At 52.8% G+C, this 17,984-nt stretch carries 17 protein-coding genes; 11 read left to right on the forward strand and 6 right to left on the reverse strand.

The features are described 5' to 3' along the window. Nucleotides 1-48: 48 nt before the first annotated feature. From D3P08_RS07825 to helD, 6 genes are all read left to right on the forward strand, one after another. Nucleotides 49-546 carry a YpuI family protein gene (locus D3P08_RS07825; RefSeq protein ID WP_119598932.1) on the forward strand — a complete coding sequence of 166 codons (498 nt, stop codon included), beginning with the start codon at nt 49-51 and terminating at the stop codon, nt 544-546. 55 nt (nt 547-601) lie between these two features. Next, nucleotides 602-811, forward strand: coding sequence for a DUF1540 domain-containing protein (locus D3P08_RS07830; RefSeq protein WP_119598933.1), 210 nt, complete (start codon nt 602-604; stop codon nt 809-811). 6 nt (nt 812-817) lie between these two features. After that, a complete protein-coding gene (locus tag D3P08_RS07835; RefSeq protein ID WP_119598934.1) occupies nt 818-1,246 on the forward strand; it encodes a hypothetical protein in 429 nt (142 codons plus the stop codon). A 118-nt stretch (nt 1,247-1,364) separates the two neighbouring features. Continuing rightward, entirely contained in the window at nt 1,365-2,159 is a 795-nt protein-coding gene (locus tag D3P08_RS07840) for an ABC transporter ATP-binding protein (protein ID WP_119598935.1), read from the forward strand. Then, nucleotides 2,144-4,465, forward strand: coding sequence for an alpha/beta hydrolase family protein (locus D3P08_RS07845; RefSeq protein ID WP_119598936.1), 2,322 nt, complete (start codon nt 2,144-2,146; stop codon nt 4,463-4,465). Before D3P08_RS07840 ends, D3P08_RS07845 begins: the two co-directional genes overlap by 16 nt. Next, nucleotides 4,446-6,782, forward strand: coding sequence for an RNA polymerase recycling motor HelD (gene helD / locus D3P08_RS07850; protein ID WP_119598937.1), 2,337 nt, complete (start codon nt 4,446-4,448; stop codon nt 6,780-6,782). Before D3P08_RS07845 ends, helD begins: the two co-directional genes overlap by 20 nt. Before the next feature lie 17 nt (nt 6,783-6,799). Here the strand turns inward: helD and D3P08_RS07855 are convergent, their stop codons facing one another. Further along, the gene (locus D3P08_RS07855) at nt 6,800-7,696 is read right to left on the reverse strand and encodes a helix-turn-helix domain-containing protein (protein ID WP_119598938.1); all 897 of its coding nucleotides are present in this window, start codon (nt 7,694-7,696) and stop codon (nt 6,800-6,802) included. 641 nt (nt 7,697-8,337) lie between these two features. Between D3P08_RS07855 and glgB the strand changes: the two genes are divergently transcribed. The 5 genes from glgB to D3P08_RS07885 are packed head-to-tail and all read left to right on the forward strand — an operon-like array spanning nt 8,338 to nt 16,017. After that, a complete protein-coding gene (glgB, locus tag D3P08_RS07865) occupies nt 8,338-10,248 on the forward strand; it encodes a 1,4-alpha-glucan branching protein GlgB (RefSeq protein WP_119598940.1) in 1,911 nt (636 codons plus the stop codon). A gap of 16 nt (nt 10,249-10,264) precedes the next feature. Next, nucleotides 10,265-11,434, forward strand: a complete 1,170-nt coding sequence (locus tag D3P08_RS07870) for a glucose-1-phosphate adenylyltransferase (RefSeq protein WP_119598941.1) — start codon at nt 10,265-10,267, stop codon at nt 11,432-11,434. Further along, nucleotides 11,431-12,543, forward strand: coding sequence for a glucose-1-phosphate adenylyltransferase subunit GlgD (gene glgD / locus D3P08_RS07875; RefSeq protein WP_119598942.1), 1,113 nt, complete (start codon nt 11,431-11,433; stop codon nt 12,541-12,543). Before D3P08_RS07870 ends, glgD begins: the two co-directional genes overlap by 4 nt. Nucleotides 12,544-12,580: 37 nt before the next feature. Continuing rightward, the gene (glgA, locus tag D3P08_RS07880; RefSeq protein WP_119598943.1) at nt 12,581-14,047 is read left to right on the forward strand and encodes a glycogen synthase GlgA; all 1,467 of its coding nucleotides are present in this window, start codon (nt 12,581-12,583) and stop codon (nt 14,045-14,047) included. Further along, entirely contained in the window at nt 14,029-16,017 is a 1,989-nt protein-coding gene (locus D3P08_RS07885; RefSeq protein ID WP_119598944.1) for a glycoside hydrolase family 15 protein, read from the forward strand. The genes glgA and D3P08_RS07885 overlap by 19 nt, the downstream gene beginning before the upstream one ends. A 47-nt stretch (nt 16,018-16,064) precedes the next feature. Here the strand turns inward: D3P08_RS07885 and D3P08_RS07890 are convergent, their stop codons facing one another. The 5 genes from D3P08_RS07890 to D3P08_RS07910 are packed head-to-tail and all read right to left on the reverse strand — an operon-like array spanning nt 16,065 to nt 17,885. Beyond that, nucleotides 16,065-16,514 (reverse strand): spore germination protein GerPE, encoded by a 450-nt coding sequence (locus D3P08_RS07890; protein ID WP_162848396.1) that lies wholly within the window; start codon nt 16,512-16,514, stop codon nt 16,065-16,067. Beyond that, complete coding sequence (locus tag D3P08_RS07895) at nt 16,504-16,728, reverse strand: hypothetical protein (RefSeq protein ID WP_119598946.1); 225 nt, start codon at nt 16,726-16,728, stop codon at nt 16,504-16,506. The genes D3P08_RS07890 and D3P08_RS07895 overlap by 11 nt, the downstream gene beginning before the upstream one ends. 4 nt (nt 16,729-16,732) lie before the next feature. Beyond that, nucleotides 16,733-17,410: a spore germination protein GerPC gene (gene gerPC, locus D3P08_RS07900; RefSeq protein WP_119598947.1), complete on the reverse strand. Its 678-nt coding sequence runs from the start codon at nt 17,408-17,410 to the stop codon at nt 16,733-16,735. Nucleotides 17,411-17,448: 38 nt separating this feature from the next. Next, nucleotides 17,449-17,655, reverse strand: a complete 207-nt coding sequence (locus D3P08_RS07905) for a spore germination protein GerPB (RefSeq protein ID WP_119598948.1) — start codon at nt 17,653-17,655, stop codon at nt 17,449-17,451. After that, on the reverse strand, nt 17,652-17,885 hold the full coding sequence (locus D3P08_RS07910) for a spore germination protein (protein ID WP_119598949.1): 234 nt from the start codon (nt 17,883-17,885) through the stop codon (nt 17,652-17,654). The genes D3P08_RS07905 and D3P08_RS07910 overlap by 4 nt, the downstream gene beginning before the upstream one ends. Between the last annotated feature and the right edge of the window lie 99 nt (nt 17,886-17,984).

Below are 17,984 nucleotides of genomic sequence, written 5' to 3' on the forward strand. Positions count from 1 at the left end.
GATGTTTATAGTTTTTTTGTTTGCAATTAGGAAAGGGGATCTACCACCATGCCATCGACTAATGTTAAAGCGCTAGCGGAATCCACTCGTGACAAATTAAAGGGAGCGGTCGCTCAGCTGGAACCGTTCCTCAACACGTATGCACTCTCCCAGCTGACTGGCGAACACGGTGAAGATGCGGAGCTGTTTTACAAAGGCCTGCTTGCTGATCTGAGACATCTGCTTGTCTATTCTGAAGTTTCGGTTGAGAAGCTGGGCGTTCTGCTCAGAAGACCGAATTTCGATATCGAAGGCGGCGAGCGCGCGCTTTATGAGGTATACCATAATTGCGTTAACGCGTTCTTTTATCCAAAAAATGAATGTTATTCCGAGGACGGACGCTACGCCTATACGGGACAAGACGCGATTCGCTTCCGCTTTAAGCCGAGCCGCGAAGCGCGCAACATCGTGCTTGGCGTATCGAAGGTGTACGAAGAGCTTCGCGACGATTTGGCCTATTACGAAAGCGACTATATGACGCAGCGCCGGATGCAAGGACAAAAATAAGGCAGAATGAATCACTTCCGCTCGAGAAACAATGAGTAGCGGAGGTGATTTTTTTATGCCAAAGGGCGTAACCTGCAGCGTATCGAATTGCACGTTCTGGGAAGAAGGCAATAACTGTGCCGCGAAGGAAATTATGATCGATATCGATCAGCATTCAAGAGGGCTTGATACGGAATTTGCAGCCGACGATCTCGGGCTGTACCATCAAGACCAAGCGACAGAATCAGCTGCCACCTGCTGCCACACCTTTAAACCGAAGGAGTGACTCGCAATGAATGAAGTGAAAGATAATGAAATCGAGTATCAACGATCTTCGGAGAAGGAAACGGAGAGAAGCTTTGCTCCGACGAATGCCGGTCAGCCGACTCAAATGGTCAACGTGAATGAAGAAATGGGCGCCGATTTTGCCTACGGCATGCCAACGACGCATGTGGAACGTCTCGCCGCGCGCCACGACAGAGACGGCGAGGTTGAAGCAGGCGCCAAATCAGCTGGTTATCCGCTTGGCTGGGTGTCCCTTATCTTTGCGATCGCCTCTTGGTTTGTATGGCCAGTGCTGCTCGGCGCAACTGCCGCGGTGCTTGGGTATGTCGCTTACCGTCAAGGAGCAAAAGGACTCGGCGGCTGGGCGATGGCGATTGGAATAGTTGCAGTTGCAATTAATTTGGTCATCGTTCCTTTTTATTATGCTTTAACGTAAACTTGGGATTTGCGTTTGCCGGTCGGCTCCTTCCTTCATCGGAGGGAGCCGATCTTTTACATGTAAGGGAATCGGTTGTATGATAGAATAGATTGCCTTTTCAAGAGGGGGAGTATTAATGGTTATCGATATTTCTCATGTATCGTGGGAGCGCGGAGACAAGACGATTTTAAAGGACGTCAGCTGGCGCGTCGGCTCAAAGGAGCACTGGTGCTTGCTCGGGCTAAACGGTTCGGGGAAAACGACGCTGCTGAATATGATAAACGGGTACATATGGCCGACAAGCGGCAGCGTCAGCGTGCTTGGACATAAATTCGGCGAATACGATCTTCGCGAGCTTCGCAAAAGCATCGGCTGGGTCAGCACCTCTCTTCAAGAAAGGTTATACGGCAGCGAAGCGGCGCTTCAAATTGTGCTCAGCGGCAAGTTTTCCACAATCGGGGTATACGAGCAGATGGAGGACGAGGATCGCGAGCGAGCCAGAGCGCTGCTTGCGTCGCTTGGCTGTGAACGCTTGGCCGATAGAACGTACCATACGTTATCGCAGGGCGAACGTCAGCGTGTGCTCATTGCCAGAGCGCTGATGAGCTCGCCGAAGCTGCTTATTTTGGATGAGCCTTGCACGGGGCTGGATGTTTTCGCCAGGGAGAGTCTGCTCGGCATGATCGAGCGGATCGCAGAGTCGGAGGACGCGCCGACGATGATCTATGTCACGCATCATATCGAAGAGATTATGCCATGCTTTAAACATACGCTTTTGCTTAAGCAAGGAGAGGTGTATGCGGAAGGAATGAACGATCAGCTGATGACCTCCGATACGCTAAGCGCATTTTTCGATGTCCAAGCCCATGTCGAGAAGCGGGATGGGCGTCATTGGCTTTCGGTTAAGGGGAAATCATGGAACAACTCGTAGTGGAAACGAACAAGCCATCCAGGTTATTGAGATTGGCCGGTTGGCTGTTTTTTCGTTATAAGGCAAGGCTAAACAAAGAAAACCGCGTAACAAGCTTTGCCGCAGGGAGCAGCGCTTTGTTCAGCACGGCTGCGATGGCGGTTGCGGTTCTCGGGATGCCCACGGGAATGGGAACGCTTGCCGATATGCTATTGTTTCTAAGCGGCAATCTCATGTTAATGGGATTATTAGTTTTCATATTGTCCATTCTGTTAGCCTGCATGTATGTGCCTTTGCCGAACAGGCTGACAGCCGCTTGGCTGTATACGGCGGGTCAAGGCGTTATCATTCTGCATTTTACGGAGATCGGCCTGTTTTTCGCCATTCTGTTCGGCCTGCTGTATGCGTGCGCTTCAGTTGGAGGCGGATTGCTGATCGGGGCAGTCCTGCACATGAAGCGTTCTCCTCTGTGGAAGGCGTCAACGGGCATTTTGGTTGCGTTAGCCGTCACTTTCGTCTCTCAGCTCTCGAATTGGCCGGCGCCGCTTGCGCCTCCCGTAAGGTCGTTGCCGGCAAGTACGGAAACGGGAGATCAAACAGCGGGCGTCGAGATGGCGAGCCTGGATAACCCTGCCGAGCTTGGGCCATTCGAGGTCGAAACCTTCTATTATGGAAGCGGCAAAGACAAGCATCGCGATCAGTTCGGGGAAGAGGTTCATGTCTTGACGGAACCGGTGGACGCTTCCGCCTACATTACCCATTGGCCGAAGCTGAAAACGCTGTTCTGGGGATTCGATCAGCGTGATCTGCCAATTAACGGAACCGTCTGGATGCCTGTGGGCGAAGGGCCTTTCCCGCTGGTGCTCATCGTTCACGGCAATCATCTAATGGAATATTTCTCGGACGGAGGATACGCTTATCTCGGCGAGCTGCTGGCCAGCCGCGGAATGATTGCCGTCTCGGTTGACGCAAATTTTATGAACTACTCCGTCTGGTCGAGCCTGCCGAATGACGATATGAAAATGCGCGGCTGGCTTCTGCTCAAGCATCTGCAGCAAATACAGCGGCTGGACGAAGCTGCCGTCGGGACGTCTCCTTTTGCCGGCAAAGTCGATTTCGAGAAGGTAGCGCTGATCGGGCATTCCCGCGGCGGACAAGCGGTGTCGATCGCGGCCGATGCGGACCGGTGGTTCCGGGACGACCAAACGCTGGACAGCCTGGATGAAGTGAACATACAATCCGTTATCGCGATTGCGCCGACAGACAAACGGGTGGATGATCAATCCGCGAGGCTGAAGGATATCAATTATTTCACCATTCAAGGAGCAATGGACGCGGACGTTAACAATTTTTTTGGCGACCGTCAATACAATCGGGTTTCCTTCACGGAAAACTCGAAGGCATTTAAAGCGGCGCTCTATATAGCCCATGCGAACCACAGCCAATTTAACACGGCGTGGGGCTCATCCGATGAGCGTCTTCCTGGCGGGCTGTTTCTGAATAAGGAAGGGCTGATGGACGCCGAGGAGCAGCGGTTAATCGCAAAAGTGTATATTTCCGCGTTTTTGGAAGCGACGCTGATGGGGCAGTCCGAATATAAAGCATTGTTCCAGGATTACCGCTCCGGACTTCACTGGCTGCCTGCGTCTACGGGGTACGTCAGCCGTTACGACGAGGCGTCAATTTGGAAGGCTGCCAGCTTTGAGGCCTCCAATGGCTTGGCCGCCAGCACTTCAATGGACGGTATGAAAAGCGGAGAAAAAGAAACGGCCAAAGACCGGGACGGCAACAGCAAAGGAACTTCAGGGATGGCGCTCGAGTGGGAGAAGCCGGGTGCAAGCTATGAGCTGGAGCTGTCCTCGGGCGCAGCCCGGAGGCTGAAGTCTCTTGGCGAAGGCAGCTTTGTTTTCTCGATGTCGAATTTAGAATGGGAGCTGGGTGCCTCGGAGCCGCTTCCTCCGCTGCCTGAGGCGGAGCTTTCGCTCGTCTTGGAATCCGGAGAAAAGCGCGTCTTGAAGCTGTCTTCGTTCATGGCGGCTCAAGAGCCTGCATACACTTCATTTCTAACGATGGGCTTTCTGGAGCATCGCATGAAAAACAATAAGTATAAAAATCCGGTAGAAGCGGTATTTCAGACTTATATAATCCCGCTCCAAATGTTCAAGCCCGCTTCCGATGCGGATTCTGATCATAACGGGTTAAGCGGGCTTCAGCCTGATCTCATTAAACGAATTGAATTCCGGTTTCTAAGCGAACGCGGGAAAGTGATGTTAGATGATATCGGATTTCTACCTGAAGGAGGAGCCTATGTCAACTATAGAAAATGATCGGCTAGAGGATGAACAGGCAAGAGTTGACCGGATCACATCATTAATCCGCAAACGAATAGCCGAATTAAGTGAGCGCACGGGCGGCATTCACGGAGAAATTGTCGACATTCGGCGCAACTTCTGGGACGATGTGACTGTCAATTTCGAGGATTCCGCGGAAACGGCGGAGACCTATGCCAGCATGAAGCAGCAGGCGGAGCTCCTTTCCGAACGGGAACGAAGCCATCGGGTCATGACGGAGCAGCTGTCCACGCTTGAGCGGTTAAAATCGACGCCTTACTTCGGCAGAATCGATCTGATTGAAGAAGGCGATCAGGACGGCAAGCCGGATGTCATCTATTTGGGGGTTGGCTCGCTGCTAGACGATTCCGGCGAGCATTATTTGATCTACGATTGGCGCGCTCCCGTATCCAGCTTGTATTATGATTACGGCCCCGGTCCCGTTGCCTATAAAACGCCGGCTGGAGAAATAAGCGGCGAGATGACCTTGAAGCGGCAATATATCATTCGCGGCGGCGTCATTCGCAGCATGTTCGATACAGGGGTAACGATTGGCGACGAGCTGCTGCAAGAGGTGCTCGGCAAAGGCTCGGACGCGGCGATGAAAAGCATCGTGGCGACGATTCAGCAGGAGCAGAACGCGATTATCCGCAACGAAAGAGCGAGGCTGCTAATCGTACAAGGGGCGGCCGGAAGCGGGAAGACGTCCGCCGCCCTGCAGCGCGTCGCTTACTTGCTATATCGGTACCGCGGCGTGTTGACGGCTGACCAGATCGTTCTTTTTTCGCCGAATCCGATGTTTAACAGCTATGTATCGACGGTCCTGCCGGAGCTTGGCGAGCAAAATATGAATCAAACGACGTACCAGCAATATTTGGAGCGGCGCATCGGGCGGGACTTCGAAGTGGAGGATCCGTTTACGCAAATGGAATATACGTTAACCGCCGTATCGGAGCCGGATTATCCAAGCCGAATAGATGGGATTAAGCTGAAATCAAGCTCGAATTACATGAAGCTGATTGACGACTATACGGCGGCGCTCGGGCACAAAGGTCTGATCTTCCGGCCGATCAAGTTCCGCGGCCGCCCGCTCATTTCAAGCGAAACGATGACAGAGCAGTTTTATTCGCTTGACCGGAGCGTATCCATTCCGAACCGTCTGCGCATGCTTCGCACTTGGCTGCTCAAGGAACTGACAGCTCTCAGCAAGCTGGAGCGAAAGAAAAAATGGGTGGAAGAAGCGATCGAGCTGCTTGATGAGGAAACCTATGCGGAAGCTTATCAGCACTTGCGCAAAAAAAATAAATTTAACGAAAATTCCTATAACGATTTTGAGTCGGAACGCGATTATTTGGCGGCGGTCGTCGTGCAGGAGAAGTTCAAAAAGCTGCGTAGCCGGGTAAAACGGGGGGTCTTCCTGGATGTGCCGGCTATCTTCAAGCAATTGTATGAGCCGGATACGGCTCTTGGCATTGAAGGAGCGAAGGAATGGCTGCCGGACAATTGGGAAGGCATCCGGTCCTACACGGTCAGCCGGCTTGCGGATGGCATTATCCCGTATGAGGATGCAACGCCGTACTGCTACCTGAAAGAGAAGCTGGAGGGCTTCCATACGCACACGACCGTTAAACATCTATTTGTCGACGAAGCGCAGGATTACTCCGAGTTTCAGTACCGTTATTTGCGGAAGGTGTTCCCTAACAGCAAGATGACGCTGCTTGGCGATTTCAATCAATCGATCTTCGCCCATTCCGGTTCGGGTGAAATCTTCCATACGCTCAATACGCTGTTCGAGCCGGAGGACACCGAACGGATCACGCTGATGAGAAGCTACCGTTCAACGAAGCAAATTGTCGAATTCGCAAGCCGAATCATTGAGGGCGGAGAACGGATACAGCCGTTCAACCGGCAAGGGCCCGAGCCGACTTTGACGAGCGCTGCGCAGGCGGATGAGCTGCCGGCGTTGATCGCTTCAAAATGCCGTTCGCTGTCGGATTCCGGCTACGAGTCGATAGCCGTCATTTGCAAGACGGCGGAAGAGAGCCGCAGGCTTAGCGAAGAGCTGGCGGAGAAAGTGCCTCATTTGAGACGGATTGAGAAGGAAACCGTAACGTTCGAGAAAGGTACCGTTGTGATCCCCGCTTACTTGGCGAAAGGCGTAGAATTCGATGCAGTCATCATCGCGAACGCGTCGAAGGACATCTATTTCCGTGAAAGCGAAAGAAAGCTCTTCTACACAGCGTGCACCCGCGCCATGCATGAGCTGCATTTGGTCTATGCGGGCGAACGGACGCCTTTTTTGGCAAAGAAATAAAATAAACCGCCGCTTCGCTATTTGCGAAGCGACGGCCAAATGTCACGCGTATCAATGCCAAGCTCCGATGCGATCAGCTCCGCTGTCAGCCTCTGGGGCTTTTTTATTTTTCCGTTGCGCAGCTTCGAGATGGTCTGCAGCGAAATGCCGGTAGCCTCCGCTAACTGTCCCGCCGTCATTTCGCGTTTGGCCATCCATATTTTGAGCTTGACGGACGGGTCGTCCGCATGCTCTCCGGCGGGTTTAATATCCCAGATGACAAACGCCATCTCGTTGCATCGTCCAAAACCGTTGCGGATAGGGAAGAAAGTAAGCTCCAGCTCCAGCTGGACGCCGCTTTGTTTGCCTGTCTGCAGCGTGACGCTCCTCTCCTGCTGCTGCTGAGCCGCTTCACGGAGCAGTTGCTTGATGCGTCCATGTTCGCTTTCCGCGATGAAATGGAGCAGCGTCTCGTCCTCGAGCGTCACATCCGGTTCAAATAGACGCGGCGCCGTCGAATGGCGCAAGAAGCGGACGTGCATATGCTTATCCATAATGCCGCTCATTAGCACGCTTCCCTTTTCATGCTGCTCTTCAATCCAGTTATAGGCGGTTAAATCCTCGGCGATCAGAAGCGCGCGCGTCCATTCGTCGTTAGGATCCTTCGGCAGAGGCATTTGCTCGACACGTACTTTTAACTTCGTCCTCGCCTTCGTTCGGATCAATATTTCGCTCTTCAGCACCCGTTTGGTCAGATCCAGCTTAAACCGCTTCGCCAGCTCGCGTCCGTCTCTCGATTTCAAATGCGTCAGGGAATGGCCCGTCATTTCCATAAAGGCAACGTTCGCGTCCTCGATTAATAATTCATGATTGCGCTGCTTCAAAATCAGCATAGGCTGTTCAAGCAATTGAAAAATTTGTTGATGAACTGTCAAATATGTACCTCCTACATTTGCCAATATTCCGTATATAATGATTCGGGAGGTTAAATTTTAAATCTCGGCTTCATCTTTTCTTCATCTTTGTTTAAACTTTTAAACTCCATAGCATGAATAAGGGGGATTGGTCACAAGTGACGCAATAGGGGGCTCTTAAGTCGTTTTCTTAAGCGCATAGACAACTTTATTGTACACCTTTTTCCCGTTAATATTAAAACAAGTTTCTAAGATAGCGATGAACGACACAAGAATGGACTGACAAACAGGGAGGAACATCATTTGGACTGCTGCAGCATGGAAAACTGTTTAAAGCCGATTAAAGCAAAAGGTTTATGCGCTATGCACCATCAAAGAATGCTTCGTCATGGAGACCCGAACACGGTAAGACCGCGGCGCGTCAAAAAAGCATTAACGTGCTCTTGGGTGAATTGCGATAACAACGCCGTTTCGAAGGGGTATTGCTCGAAGCATTATTATATTCACCGCGTCATGAATTCGGGTTGACGAAAAGCTTCATGTTCTTCACATAAATATGTAAGAAATCTTTACGCAATTTTATGAAAACAGACTGTATCTTTTTCAAAATAGCATGTATAATGAGCATAAAAATATACTCTTCCAAGGAGGTGAAGCTGCGTATGCTTGAGACAAAGCCGATGCGATCTGGCTTGTCCGAGGAGGAGATTTATTTGTTTAACAACGGCTCCTCTTATCACAGCTATCGGTTTATGGGAGCGCATCTCGCGCAAGAGGGAGGCGTGACCGGCGTTAGGTTCGCGGTATGGGCGCCGAATGCAATGGAAGCGCGCGTTATCGGCAGCTTCAACCGCTGGGATGGAGAAGCCCACCGCATGAAGAGAATCGGAACGACAGGCGTATACGAGCTGTTTGTTCCTGGGCTTGGCGAAGGCTCGCTCTATAAATACGAGCTGATCACGCCTGACGGCGCCGCCGTTCGCAAAGCCGACCCTTTCGCGTTTTTATCGGAACGAAGGCCGGGCACGGCTTCGGTCGTAACCGATTTGTCCGGCTACGACTGGGGCGATGCAGACTGGCTTCGAACGAAAAGCAAAACTTCCCCCTACCAACATCCGCTTCATATCTACGAGGTCCATCCTGCTTCATGGAAAATCAAAGGAAAAGAACTGTTTTACACGTATGATGAGCTAGCCGACGAGCTTGTGCCCTACGCGGCGGAAATGGGTTTTACCCATATTGAACTGATGCCGCTCGCCGAGCATCCGCTTGATCAATCATGGGGCTACCAGGTTACCGGATTTTACAGCCCGACTAGCCGGCACGGCGATCCGAAAGGGCTGATGCGCTTCATCGACCGCTGCCACAGGCATGGTATCGGAGTCATTCTGGACTGGGTGCCCGGCCATTTCTGCAAGGATGATCATGGACTCAGGCTGTTCGACGGCACGCCGCTCTATGAAGGCAACGATCCGAATCGAGCCGAGCTCCCTTTGTGGGGAACGCTCGCCTTTGATTTTTCACGCAGAGAAGTTGTCAGCTTTTTAATTTCTAACGCCATCTATTGGCTGGATGTCTTTCACATTGACGGCCTTCGCGTCGATGCGGTCGCCAACATGCTGAATCTGCACATGGATAAGCCGCCCCACATGCACACTTACAACGAATTTGGCGGAAGAGACAACCTAGACGCTCTTCGCTTCCTCAAAAAATTAAACGAAACCGTATTCCGCTATTATCCCGACACTTTGATGCTCGCAGAAGATTCCTCCGCTTGGCCTGCCGTTACATCTCCGACCTATCAAGGAGGCCTTGGCTTCAACTTCAAATGGAACATGGGCTGGATGAACGATTCGCTGCGTTATATGGCGCTTCATCCCGATGACCGCCGTCATCACCATCAACTGATCACATTTTCGCTTTGCTACGCTTTTTCTGAAAATTATGTCCTCCCGCTGTCGCATGACGAGGTTGTGCACGGGAAACGTTCTCTGCTGAACAAAATGCCCGGGAGCTACGAAGAAAAATTCGACCAACTGCGGTTGTTTTACGGCTATTGGATGACGCATCCCGGCAAAAAGCTGTTGTTCATGGGCGGGGAATGGGGGCAGTTCGACGAATGGAAGGACAGCGATATGCTGGACTGGATGGTCCTGGATTACGATTCCCATCGCATGATGCGCGACTACGTCAAAGCGCTAAATCATGTTTATCTGGATCTGCCGTCGTTATGGGAGAGAGACCGGGACCCGGAATGCTTTCAATGGATTGACGTACATAATGCGGCGCAGTCCGTCATATCTTTTATCCGTCGCGGACAATCAAGCTTCTCCGTCATCATTCTTAACTTCTCGAGAAACGATTATCGCGATTATCGAATCGGTGTCCCTGAGCCGGGTGAATACCGCATTGTGTTGCATAGCGGCGATATCCGGTTCGGAGGTAAAGAAACTCGCGCATCAGCCAGCTACAAAAGTGACAACATGAAGTGGCATGGCCTGGGTCAGAGCATCTCGATTCATCTCCCCCCATATGCATTTCTGCTGCTTGCTCTGCAGGGGGATACACATTAACAAGGAGTTGGTGTTCATGGGCCGTAAGGAAATGATCGCTATGCTGCTCGCAGGAGGCGAAGGAAAACGGTTAGGTGTGCTTACGAAGGATTTGGCCAAGCCCGCTGTTTATTTTGGGGGGAAGTACCGCATTATCGATTTCACGCTGAGCAATTGCGTCCATTCCGGTATCGACACGGTCGGCGTGCTGACGCAATATCAGCCGCTGGAGTTGAACCGCTATCTCGGCATCGGCAGCCCGTGGGGGCTTGACCGGCAGGACGGCGGCATGACGATTCTGCCCCCTTACGTAAAGCAGAAGGGCGGCGTATGGTACAAAGGCACAGCCAACGCGATTTATCAAAACATGCCTTACATCGAGCGGTATAACCCGGAGTACGTGCTTGTCATTTCCGGCGATCATATTTATAAAATGGACTACGATTTGATGCTGCAGCATCACAAGCGCTCGGGAGCGGATGTGACGATTGCGGGCATCGAGGTTCCGTGGAAGGAAGCGAGCCGTTTCGGCGTTATGCATGTGGATGACGAAGACCGGATAACCGCGTTTGAAGAAAAGCCGAAAAACCCGACGAGCAATATCGCCTCGATGGGCGTGTACATATTTACGTGGAAGACGCTTCAAAAATATTTAATCTATGACGAGGCAAGGCGCGGGTCCAGCCATGATTTCGGGAAAGACGTGATCCCTGCTATGATGAACAGCGGCTTGCATCTCGCATGCTACCCCTTCAAAGGGTATTGGAAGGACGTCGGGACAATCGAATCGCTGTGGGAAGCGAATATGGATCTGCTCACCGACAAACCCTCGCTCTGTTTGTACGACCCGAATTGGCGCATCTATTCCGTCAGTCCGAACAGACCCGCCCAGCTGACAACCATGACCGCGGAGGTAACGGCCTCATGCGTGAATGAAGGCTGCATGCTGGAGGGCATTGTAGATCATTCCGTCCTATTCTGCGGCGTTCATGCCGAGCAAGGCTCCTATATCTCAGAATCGGTCATCATGCCGGGCGTCCGGATCGGCGCGGGCGCGCGCGTCTATCGGGCAATAATCGGAGAAGGCGCCGTTATTCAAGCGGGGGTTACAATCGGTGATCCGGCATCGGATGCCATTACGGTAGTCGCCGTGGATCAATATGTCGCGGCTGACGACCATCAGCTGCTGGAGGTGGAGCCATTATGAAGCATAATGTTTTAGGCGTCATCAACTTAATCCATGAAACCGACGAGCTGGAGCACCTCACGCAAAACCGCTGCCTGGCAACGGTGCCGTTCGGAGCCAGGTACCGTCTGATCGATTTTGTCTTGTCGAGCATGGTGAATTCAGGCATTAGCAAAGTAGCCGTATTCGCGCATACGAAGTACCGGTCGCTCATGGATCATCTCGGTTCCGGCAAGCATTGGGATCTCCAGCACCGCCAAGGCGGACTGTTCATTCTCCCACCGTCATCGGTGGATATCCAAGAGATGAGCCGCGGAGATTTATATCATTTCTACCAGCACCGGGACTATTTTCAGCGCTCCTCCTGGGAATATGTCGTCATCGCGCGGAGCCATATGGTGTGCAACGTCGATTTCGACGACGTCATCAGCAGGCATCAGGAGCAAGGAGCGGATATTACGATTGTGTGCAAGCGGCAGGATAAACAAATGCCGGGCAAGCCGCGCAAGGTCAAAATGGAGGAGAACGGCCGGATTACGGCCATTCAAGACCATTACGGCCGGTTAGTGAGCGATGTCGTCTCGATGGAGATGTATGTCATGCGCAAAGAGCTGCTGATGGAGCTGGTGGAAACCTCGCTCGCCCAGGGTCAGGACCACTTGGTTCGTCACGCCATCTTCTCCCGATTGGGACAGCTGAATGTATACGGGTATATGTACGAAGGTTATCTCGGCGTCGTCAACACGCTGCCGAGCTATTATGCCAACAGCATGTCTCTGCTTAAGCCGGAGGTATGGAAATCGTTGTTCTACCAGCCGGGGCCGATCTACACGAAGGTGAAGGATGAGCCGCCGACGCGTTATGCGTCGGGCTCGAGGGTAACGAATTCGCTTATTGCGAACGGCTGCAGAATCGAGGGCACGGTCATCAACAGCATTTTGTTCAGAGGAGTTCATATCGAGAAGGGCGCGATCGTAAAGGACAGCATTATTATGCAGAACGGCCAAGTAGGCGAAAGCAGCTTTATTTATAACAGCATCCTGGATAAAGATGTGCAGGTAGAGAACGGCCGCGACATTCGCGGCGCAGGCGGGACGCCGTTTCTCGTCGGCAAAAAGAAAATTATATAAATCGCTACGCGAAACCGGATAGGAGGCTGAAGAACGCATGAATATTTTGTTCGCAACCTCGGAAGCTGTGCCCCTTGCCAAAACCGGCGGACTCGCCGATGTGGCGGGTGCGCTGCCAAAAGCTTTAAACGAGCTCGGCGCGGATGTCCGGATCGTGATGCCCAAATATGAAGAAATACCGGAAGACAGCTTGCTGGAGTTCCGCTTAATCGCGGAATTCCAGGTAAGCTTCGGATGGCGCAATCAATATTGCGGTCTTCTGACGGGCAGTCTGAACGGCGTGCGCTATTATTTAATTGACAACGAGTTTTATTTTAGGCGGAGAGGGCTGTACGGCTACGGCGACGACGCCGAACGATTTGTTTTCTTCTGCTTTGCGGTGATGGAAGCGGTCCGGTTCATGAGCTTTCATCCGCATATTGTCCACTGTCACGATTGGCAAACAGGCCTCATTCCGTTTCTTCTTCGCACAAGATATGCCTTCGACCCCGCTTGGTCGTACGCCAAATCCGTCTTTACGATCCATAATTTGAAATATCAGGGCTTGTTCGGCATGGACTTGATCAAAGAGCTTACCGGAGCGGGAGACGACATGTTTACCCCGGATAAGCTGGAGTTTCACGGCGCCGCGAGCTGCATGAAGGGAGGCCTCGTCTTTGCGGATAAGCTGACAACCGTCAGCGGAACTTATGCCCAAGAAATCCAAACGCCCTATTACGGCGAAGGGCTGGATTCGCTGCTTCGCTGCCGCTCCGGCGATCTAATCGGCATCGTCAACGGGATCGACGAGGAACTGTACGACCCGATGAACGACAACGCGCTTCATACGCCGTACCGCAGCTCGCTGTCCCGCAAGCGCAAAAATAAAATGGAGCTGCAGCGGGAGATGGGACTCTCCGAATCGGCGGATGTTCCGCTGATCGGCATCGTTTCGAGGCTGGTCGAGCAGAAGGGCTTCGATCTGATCGCCGCGGTGCTGGACGAGCTGCTGCAGGAGGAAGTCCAGCTTGTCGTGCTTGGCGCCGGCGAAAGAAGCTACGAGGAGCTGTTCCGGGACGCCGCGAATCGATATCCGCAGAAGGCCGCGTTCTGGCTTGGCTACAGCGACCGGATGGCGAGGCGGATCTATGCGGGTTCGGATTTGTTCGCCATGCCGTCCAAATTCGAGCCTTGCGGACTCAGCCAGTTGATCGCGTTAAGATACCGGTCCGTACCTGTTGTAAGGGAAACAGGCGGGCTAAAAGATACCGTCCAAGCCTACAATGAATATACTGGGGATGGGAACGGCTTCAGCTTCGCCAATTACAACGCGCACGAGTTTTTATTTACGATGAAACGAGCGCTCTGCGCGTACAGGCGAGAGGAGGAATGGAGGCGTATTGTCGAGAACGGCGCTCGGGCGGATTACAGCTGGAGCAGCTCCGCCAAAGCGTATATGAATGTATATGCGCAATTGTTGATTGACCGAAAGGAGAGCGAACAACTATGGCCCGTCATCTCGTAATCGGTAACGGCAAGATGCTGCTTAACCTCGACCAGCATTGCTTCATACGCGACATTTATTATCCGTTTGTCGGACAGTTAAACCATGTAGGCGGTCATTACTGCCGGTTTGGCATTTGGGTGGAAGGCACGTTTTCTTGGCTGGATGAGCCGGATTGGCAGTTTGATCTGGATTATATCGAGGATTCGCTTGTCACGAACATTAAAGCGGCCAACGAAAGACTGGGAGTGGAGCTGTACATTAACGACGGCATTCACCAGCGGGAATGTATTTATTTGAAAAGGGTTGTCGTGCGCAATACGCGTCACGACGCCAGAGAGGTTCGCTTATTTTTCCATCAGGATTTGATGATCGAAGGCTCGGAAGTGGGCGATACCGCGGTATATTACCCTGAGAACCATACGCTGTATCACTACAAGCGGTCGAACTATTTTATGTTTAACGGCTGCTCCGACGAAGGCGGCATGATGCAGTTTTCGACGGGCATCAAACGGTTTCAGTCTGCGGAAGGCACATGGCGCGACGCCGAGGACGGGGTTCTCATGGGCAATACAATCGCGCAAGGCTCTGTGGACAGCACCATAAGCTTCCGTTCGCGCGTGGAGGGCCATTCCGAAAAAACGTTTTATTATTGGATGTCGATCGGCAGCAATCTGGAGGAAGTGAAGGAGCTGAACGAATATGTTCAGGACTCTCATCCGGAGAAGCTGCTCAGCCGAATTGTCGTCTATTGGAATCATTGGCTGAGAAGAGCGGAAAGCGATCTGGGAGATTTGCCTCCTGACGTCGTCAAGCTGTTCAAATTGAGCCTGCTGATCGTTCGTACGCAGGTCGATGAGCGGGGCGCGATTCTGGCCGCGAACGACACCGATATTTTGCAATACAACCGCGACCATTACAGCTACATGTGGCCGCGTGACGGGGCGCTCATTGCCGACGCCATGTCGTTGGCGGGCTATCAAAGCGTCATTGCGCCGTTTTTCCATTTCTGCGCGACAGCGCTTGCGCCAGGCGGATATTTGTACCATAAGTACAATCCGGACGGTACGGTCGGTTCGAGCTGGCATCCCTACATCGTGCAGGGCAGCAAGCGGCTGCCGATTCAAGAGGATGAGACGGCGCTTGTCCTGTTCGCGCTCTGGAAGGATTATACCCGCAACGGCGTCATTGAGCTGCCTCAGTCGCTCTACAGCAACCTGATCCGCAAAGCGGCGGCATTTCTTTGCGAATATATCGAGCCCTCCCTGTCTCTGCCTAAGCCGAGCTACGACTTATGGGAGGAACGATACGGCATTTGGACGTACACAGCGGCTTCCGTGTATGGCGGTCTTATGGCGGCCTCGTACTTCACTGATCTATTCGGCGATTATGAGCGCAGCGATCATTATAAGACAACGGCTCATGTGATCAAGAGGGGGATCTTGGAGCATCTTTGGGATGAAGAAACGGGCAGATTCGCGCGCGGTCTCATTCAAAGGGATAACCGGTGGGTGAAGGATACGACGCTCGAGAGCAGCCTATTCGGCATCTTAGAATTCGGCGTGCTGCCGGCCGACGATTATCGCGTCATTCAGACGATGCAGGCCATCAAGGAAGGGCTGCGCGTCAAGACGGATGTCGGCGGAATCGCCCGTTATACGAACGATTACTACTTTCAGCAGTCCGGGGATATCGACAGAATACCGGGCAACCCGTGGATTATATGTACGCTGTGGGTAGCCAATTTCGAAATTGATTCGGCGAAGTCGCTGGATGAGCTCGAGGGACCAAAGCGTACGCTGGAGTGGGTATGCGGACAAACGCTGCAAAGCGGCTTGCTGCCAGAGCAGCTGCATCCGTACGACGGCTCGCCGTTATCGGTAGCCCCGCTGACATGGTCGCATGCGACGGTTATTCAATGCGTATGTAAGTATGCAGCCAAGTACAGGGAGCTGTACAAAAAACGGCTGGCTGAGGAAAAAGGAGAGTAACGGAATAAGGAGGGCTGCCGGAAGTCGGAAACTTTTGGCGGCCCTCCTTATTGAGTTGTTTCATCTCCGTTTTGAAGCGGATTGTTTTGATCTTGCAGGCTGCCGCTGCCCACGGCATATTGCCGGATATGCTTAATCCTTGATTCGCCTCTCACCTGGTTTCCATTGCCGATCTGGATGCTCGAAGCTGCGGCTGCGGCCGTTACGCGGATACAGCCGACTCGAATGCAAGGGTTAACGTTGCTGCGCTTGGTTTGTATCAGCTGGCCCGACTCGTATGCGGGGTCAGACAAGACGGGCACCGGTCTGCTGAAAATGGCGTAGGATTCGAAAAAAACTTCGCCTGCGGTAAGATGCCCCTCTTCCCTCTGAACGGCAAGCGCGCGAATTCTGCCATCCGTCTCGCCCCGATCCCCAATCTGAACCATCGTTGCGGAAGTGGCGCCGATAACGCGCAATACGCCGACATGAGAAGTGCGGTTTTCGTTAGGATTCATTGACATTGAGCTCGCCGATCGCTTCTTCGGCTCCTTCCGGTTCGGGGAATGGAGCGAGCGGTCCGACAATGGTGGATTCGGGGGGCGTGTCGAACATCGAATAAAGGGTCACGCTGTTCGTATCGCCAACCTGCAGCATGGACGCGCTGGACACGCCGAGCACTTCGATTTGCCCTACAGCAAGATCGTAGTTGGTAACATGAAATCGGATCATGCGATCAGCCTCCGTTTTGACTGGATCCGTTGGATTTTAAGCGAGTTATATAAGCGTTCATTGCCGTTTCCGCATCCCGTTTGGTCTTGGTGAAGACGCGATCCGCGATGAGGTCGGGAAACGGCATGCCGGCTCCCGCTTCTTTCTGATGTAAAGTCAAGTAATATTGGATGCGAGTCGGCATCTGCTTCCTGATATCTTCGATGATAATGCGCCGGTGATGCGGATCGAGAGAAAGCTCCATAGCCTGCTCGCAAGCAAGCAAATAGTGATGCGCATCGTTGTCCAGGAAGCGGTTCAGCCGCCCGAGCACATCTTGATAAGGAACGCCGGGCGGAGTTATGCCGGGGCTCGCGGCAGGGAAGACGTTTCCTTGGCCGACAGAGAGCTGGCCGACGCTGTCCCCTCCGTTTTGTGCTTCGCCTTCTTCGGTACCCCCCAAATCGGGAGCGGACATGCCGATATTAAGAGTGCCTTCCAGCTTTTCTACCTTCAACTGATCGAAATTGTACTGCAGGCTCTCGATCGTGTAGGTCGGCTTCGCCTCCAGCTTTTTGACCTGTTCGCAGAGCTCTTTTACCGTGCATTCCAGCTTTTCGATCAGCTCCTCATGCGCCTTCAGCTTGAGCTGCACTTCATAAGACCAGGCTTGCCATGGCGATAGCTGATGTTCGTCTTTCATGCAGTCACACTCCTCTTCAAGGACGATCCGGATGGCGGCTAAGTAGGCGGCAAGGGCACCAGAGACAAGGGGTTGTCTCCGGCCCCGCCAAGCTGCGGCGCCGGTTCGGTAAAACCTCCGGTATTGTACAGCTGCGATAAGGATCGAATCGCCCCGGCGCTGCCGACTTGAAGCACGGAGCTGTTCGACACGCTGTCTACGCGAAGCTGATGAATCGTAATGGTCTGATGAATGGTTAAGCTCATGCGATGTTCGCCCCGTTTGGCACGTTCGTGTTGTCCTGCAGGTCCGGATCTAATGAATTCGTCGCGCTGACGGCATTATTCGAGTTCGCCAAGCTGCCGGTCAAGAATGAGCCTGAGCCCGCATACGTCTTGCTGTTGCTGGAAGGAGACGCCTGCAGGGTATCGCCGAATTGGACGATGGAGCCTGAGCCTACGCTGACTACTTTTACAAAACCAACAACCGCTGGCATGTGCGCTTCACTCCCCGTAAAGTTTGTTTCTTCTATACTCTATGCGGCATTCGCCCAGACGTTCCTGTTAGGCAAGTGTCTCTTCGCCTTCGGCCCGCA

This window comes from Paenibacillus nanensis, from assembly GCF_003583765.1.
Classification (GTDB): Bacteria; Bacillota; Bacilli; order Paenibacillales; family Paenibacillaceae; genus Pristimantibacillus; species Pristimantibacillus nanensis.

What these genes read in the sequence shown, in the direction of transcription:
- D3P08_RS07825 (WP_119598932.1), top strand. Translation starts at nt 49, where the DNA reads ATGCCATCGACTAATGTTAAAGCGCTAGCGGAATCCACTCGTGACAAA.
- D3P08_RS07830 (WP_119598933.1), top strand. Translation starts at nt 602, where the DNA reads ATGCCAAAGGGCGTAACCTGCAGCGTATCGAATTGCACGTTCTGGGAA.
- D3P08_RS07835 (WP_119598934.1), top strand. Translation starts at nt 818, where the DNA reads ATGAATGAAGTGAAAGATAATGAAATCGAGTATCAACGATCTTCGGAG.
- D3P08_RS07840 (WP_119598935.1), top strand. Translation starts at nt 1,365, where the DNA reads ATGGTTATCGATATTTCTCATGTATCGTGGGAGCGCGGAGACAAGACG.
- D3P08_RS07845 (WP_119598936.1), top strand. Translation starts at nt 2,144, where the DNA reads ATGGAACAACTCGTAGTGGAAACGAACAAGCCATCCAGGTTATTGAGA.
- helD (WP_119598937.1), top strand. Translation starts at nt 4,446, where the DNA reads ATGTCAACTATAGAAAATGATCGGCTAGAGGATGAACAGGCAAGAGTT.
- glgB (WP_119598940.1), top strand. Translation starts at nt 8,338, where the DNA reads ATGCTTGAGACAAAGCCGATGCGATCTGGCTTGTCCGAGGAGGAGATT.
- D3P08_RS07870 (WP_119598941.1), top strand. Translation starts at nt 10,265, where the DNA reads ATGGGCCGTAAGGAAATGATCGCTATGCTGCTCGCAGGAGGCGAAGGA.
- glgD (WP_119598942.1), top strand. Translation starts at nt 11,431, where the DNA reads ATGAAGCATAATGTTTTAGGCGTCATCAACTTAATCCATGAAACCGAC.
- glgA (WP_119598943.1), top strand. Translation starts at nt 12,581, where the DNA reads ATGAATATTTTGTTCGCAACCTCGGAAGCTGTGCCCCTTGCCAAAACC.
- D3P08_RS07885 (WP_119598944.1), top strand. Translation starts at nt 14,029, where the DNA reads ATGGCCCGTCATCTCGTAATCGGTAACGGCAAGATGCTGCTTAACCTC.
- D3P08_RS07890 (WP_162848396.1), bottom strand. Translation starts at nt 16,514, where the DNA reads ATGAATCCTAACGAAAACCGCACTTCTCATGTCGGCGTATTGCGCGTT.
- D3P08_RS07895 (WP_119598946.1), bottom strand. Translation starts at nt 16,728, where the DNA reads ATGATCCGATTTCATGTTACCAACTACGATCTTGCTGTAGGGCAAATC.
- gerPC (WP_119598947.1), bottom strand. Translation starts at nt 17,410, where the DNA reads ATGAAAGACGAACATCAGCTATCGCCATGGCAAGCCTGGTCTTATGAA.
- D3P08_RS07905 (WP_119598948.1), bottom strand. Translation starts at nt 17,655, where the DNA reads ATGAGCTTAACCATTCATCAGACCATTACGATTCATCAGCTTCGCGTA.
- D3P08_RS07910 (WP_119598949.1), bottom strand. Translation starts at nt 17,885, where the DNA reads ATGCCAGCGGTTGTTGGTTTTGTAAAAGTAGTCAGCGTAGGCTCAGGC.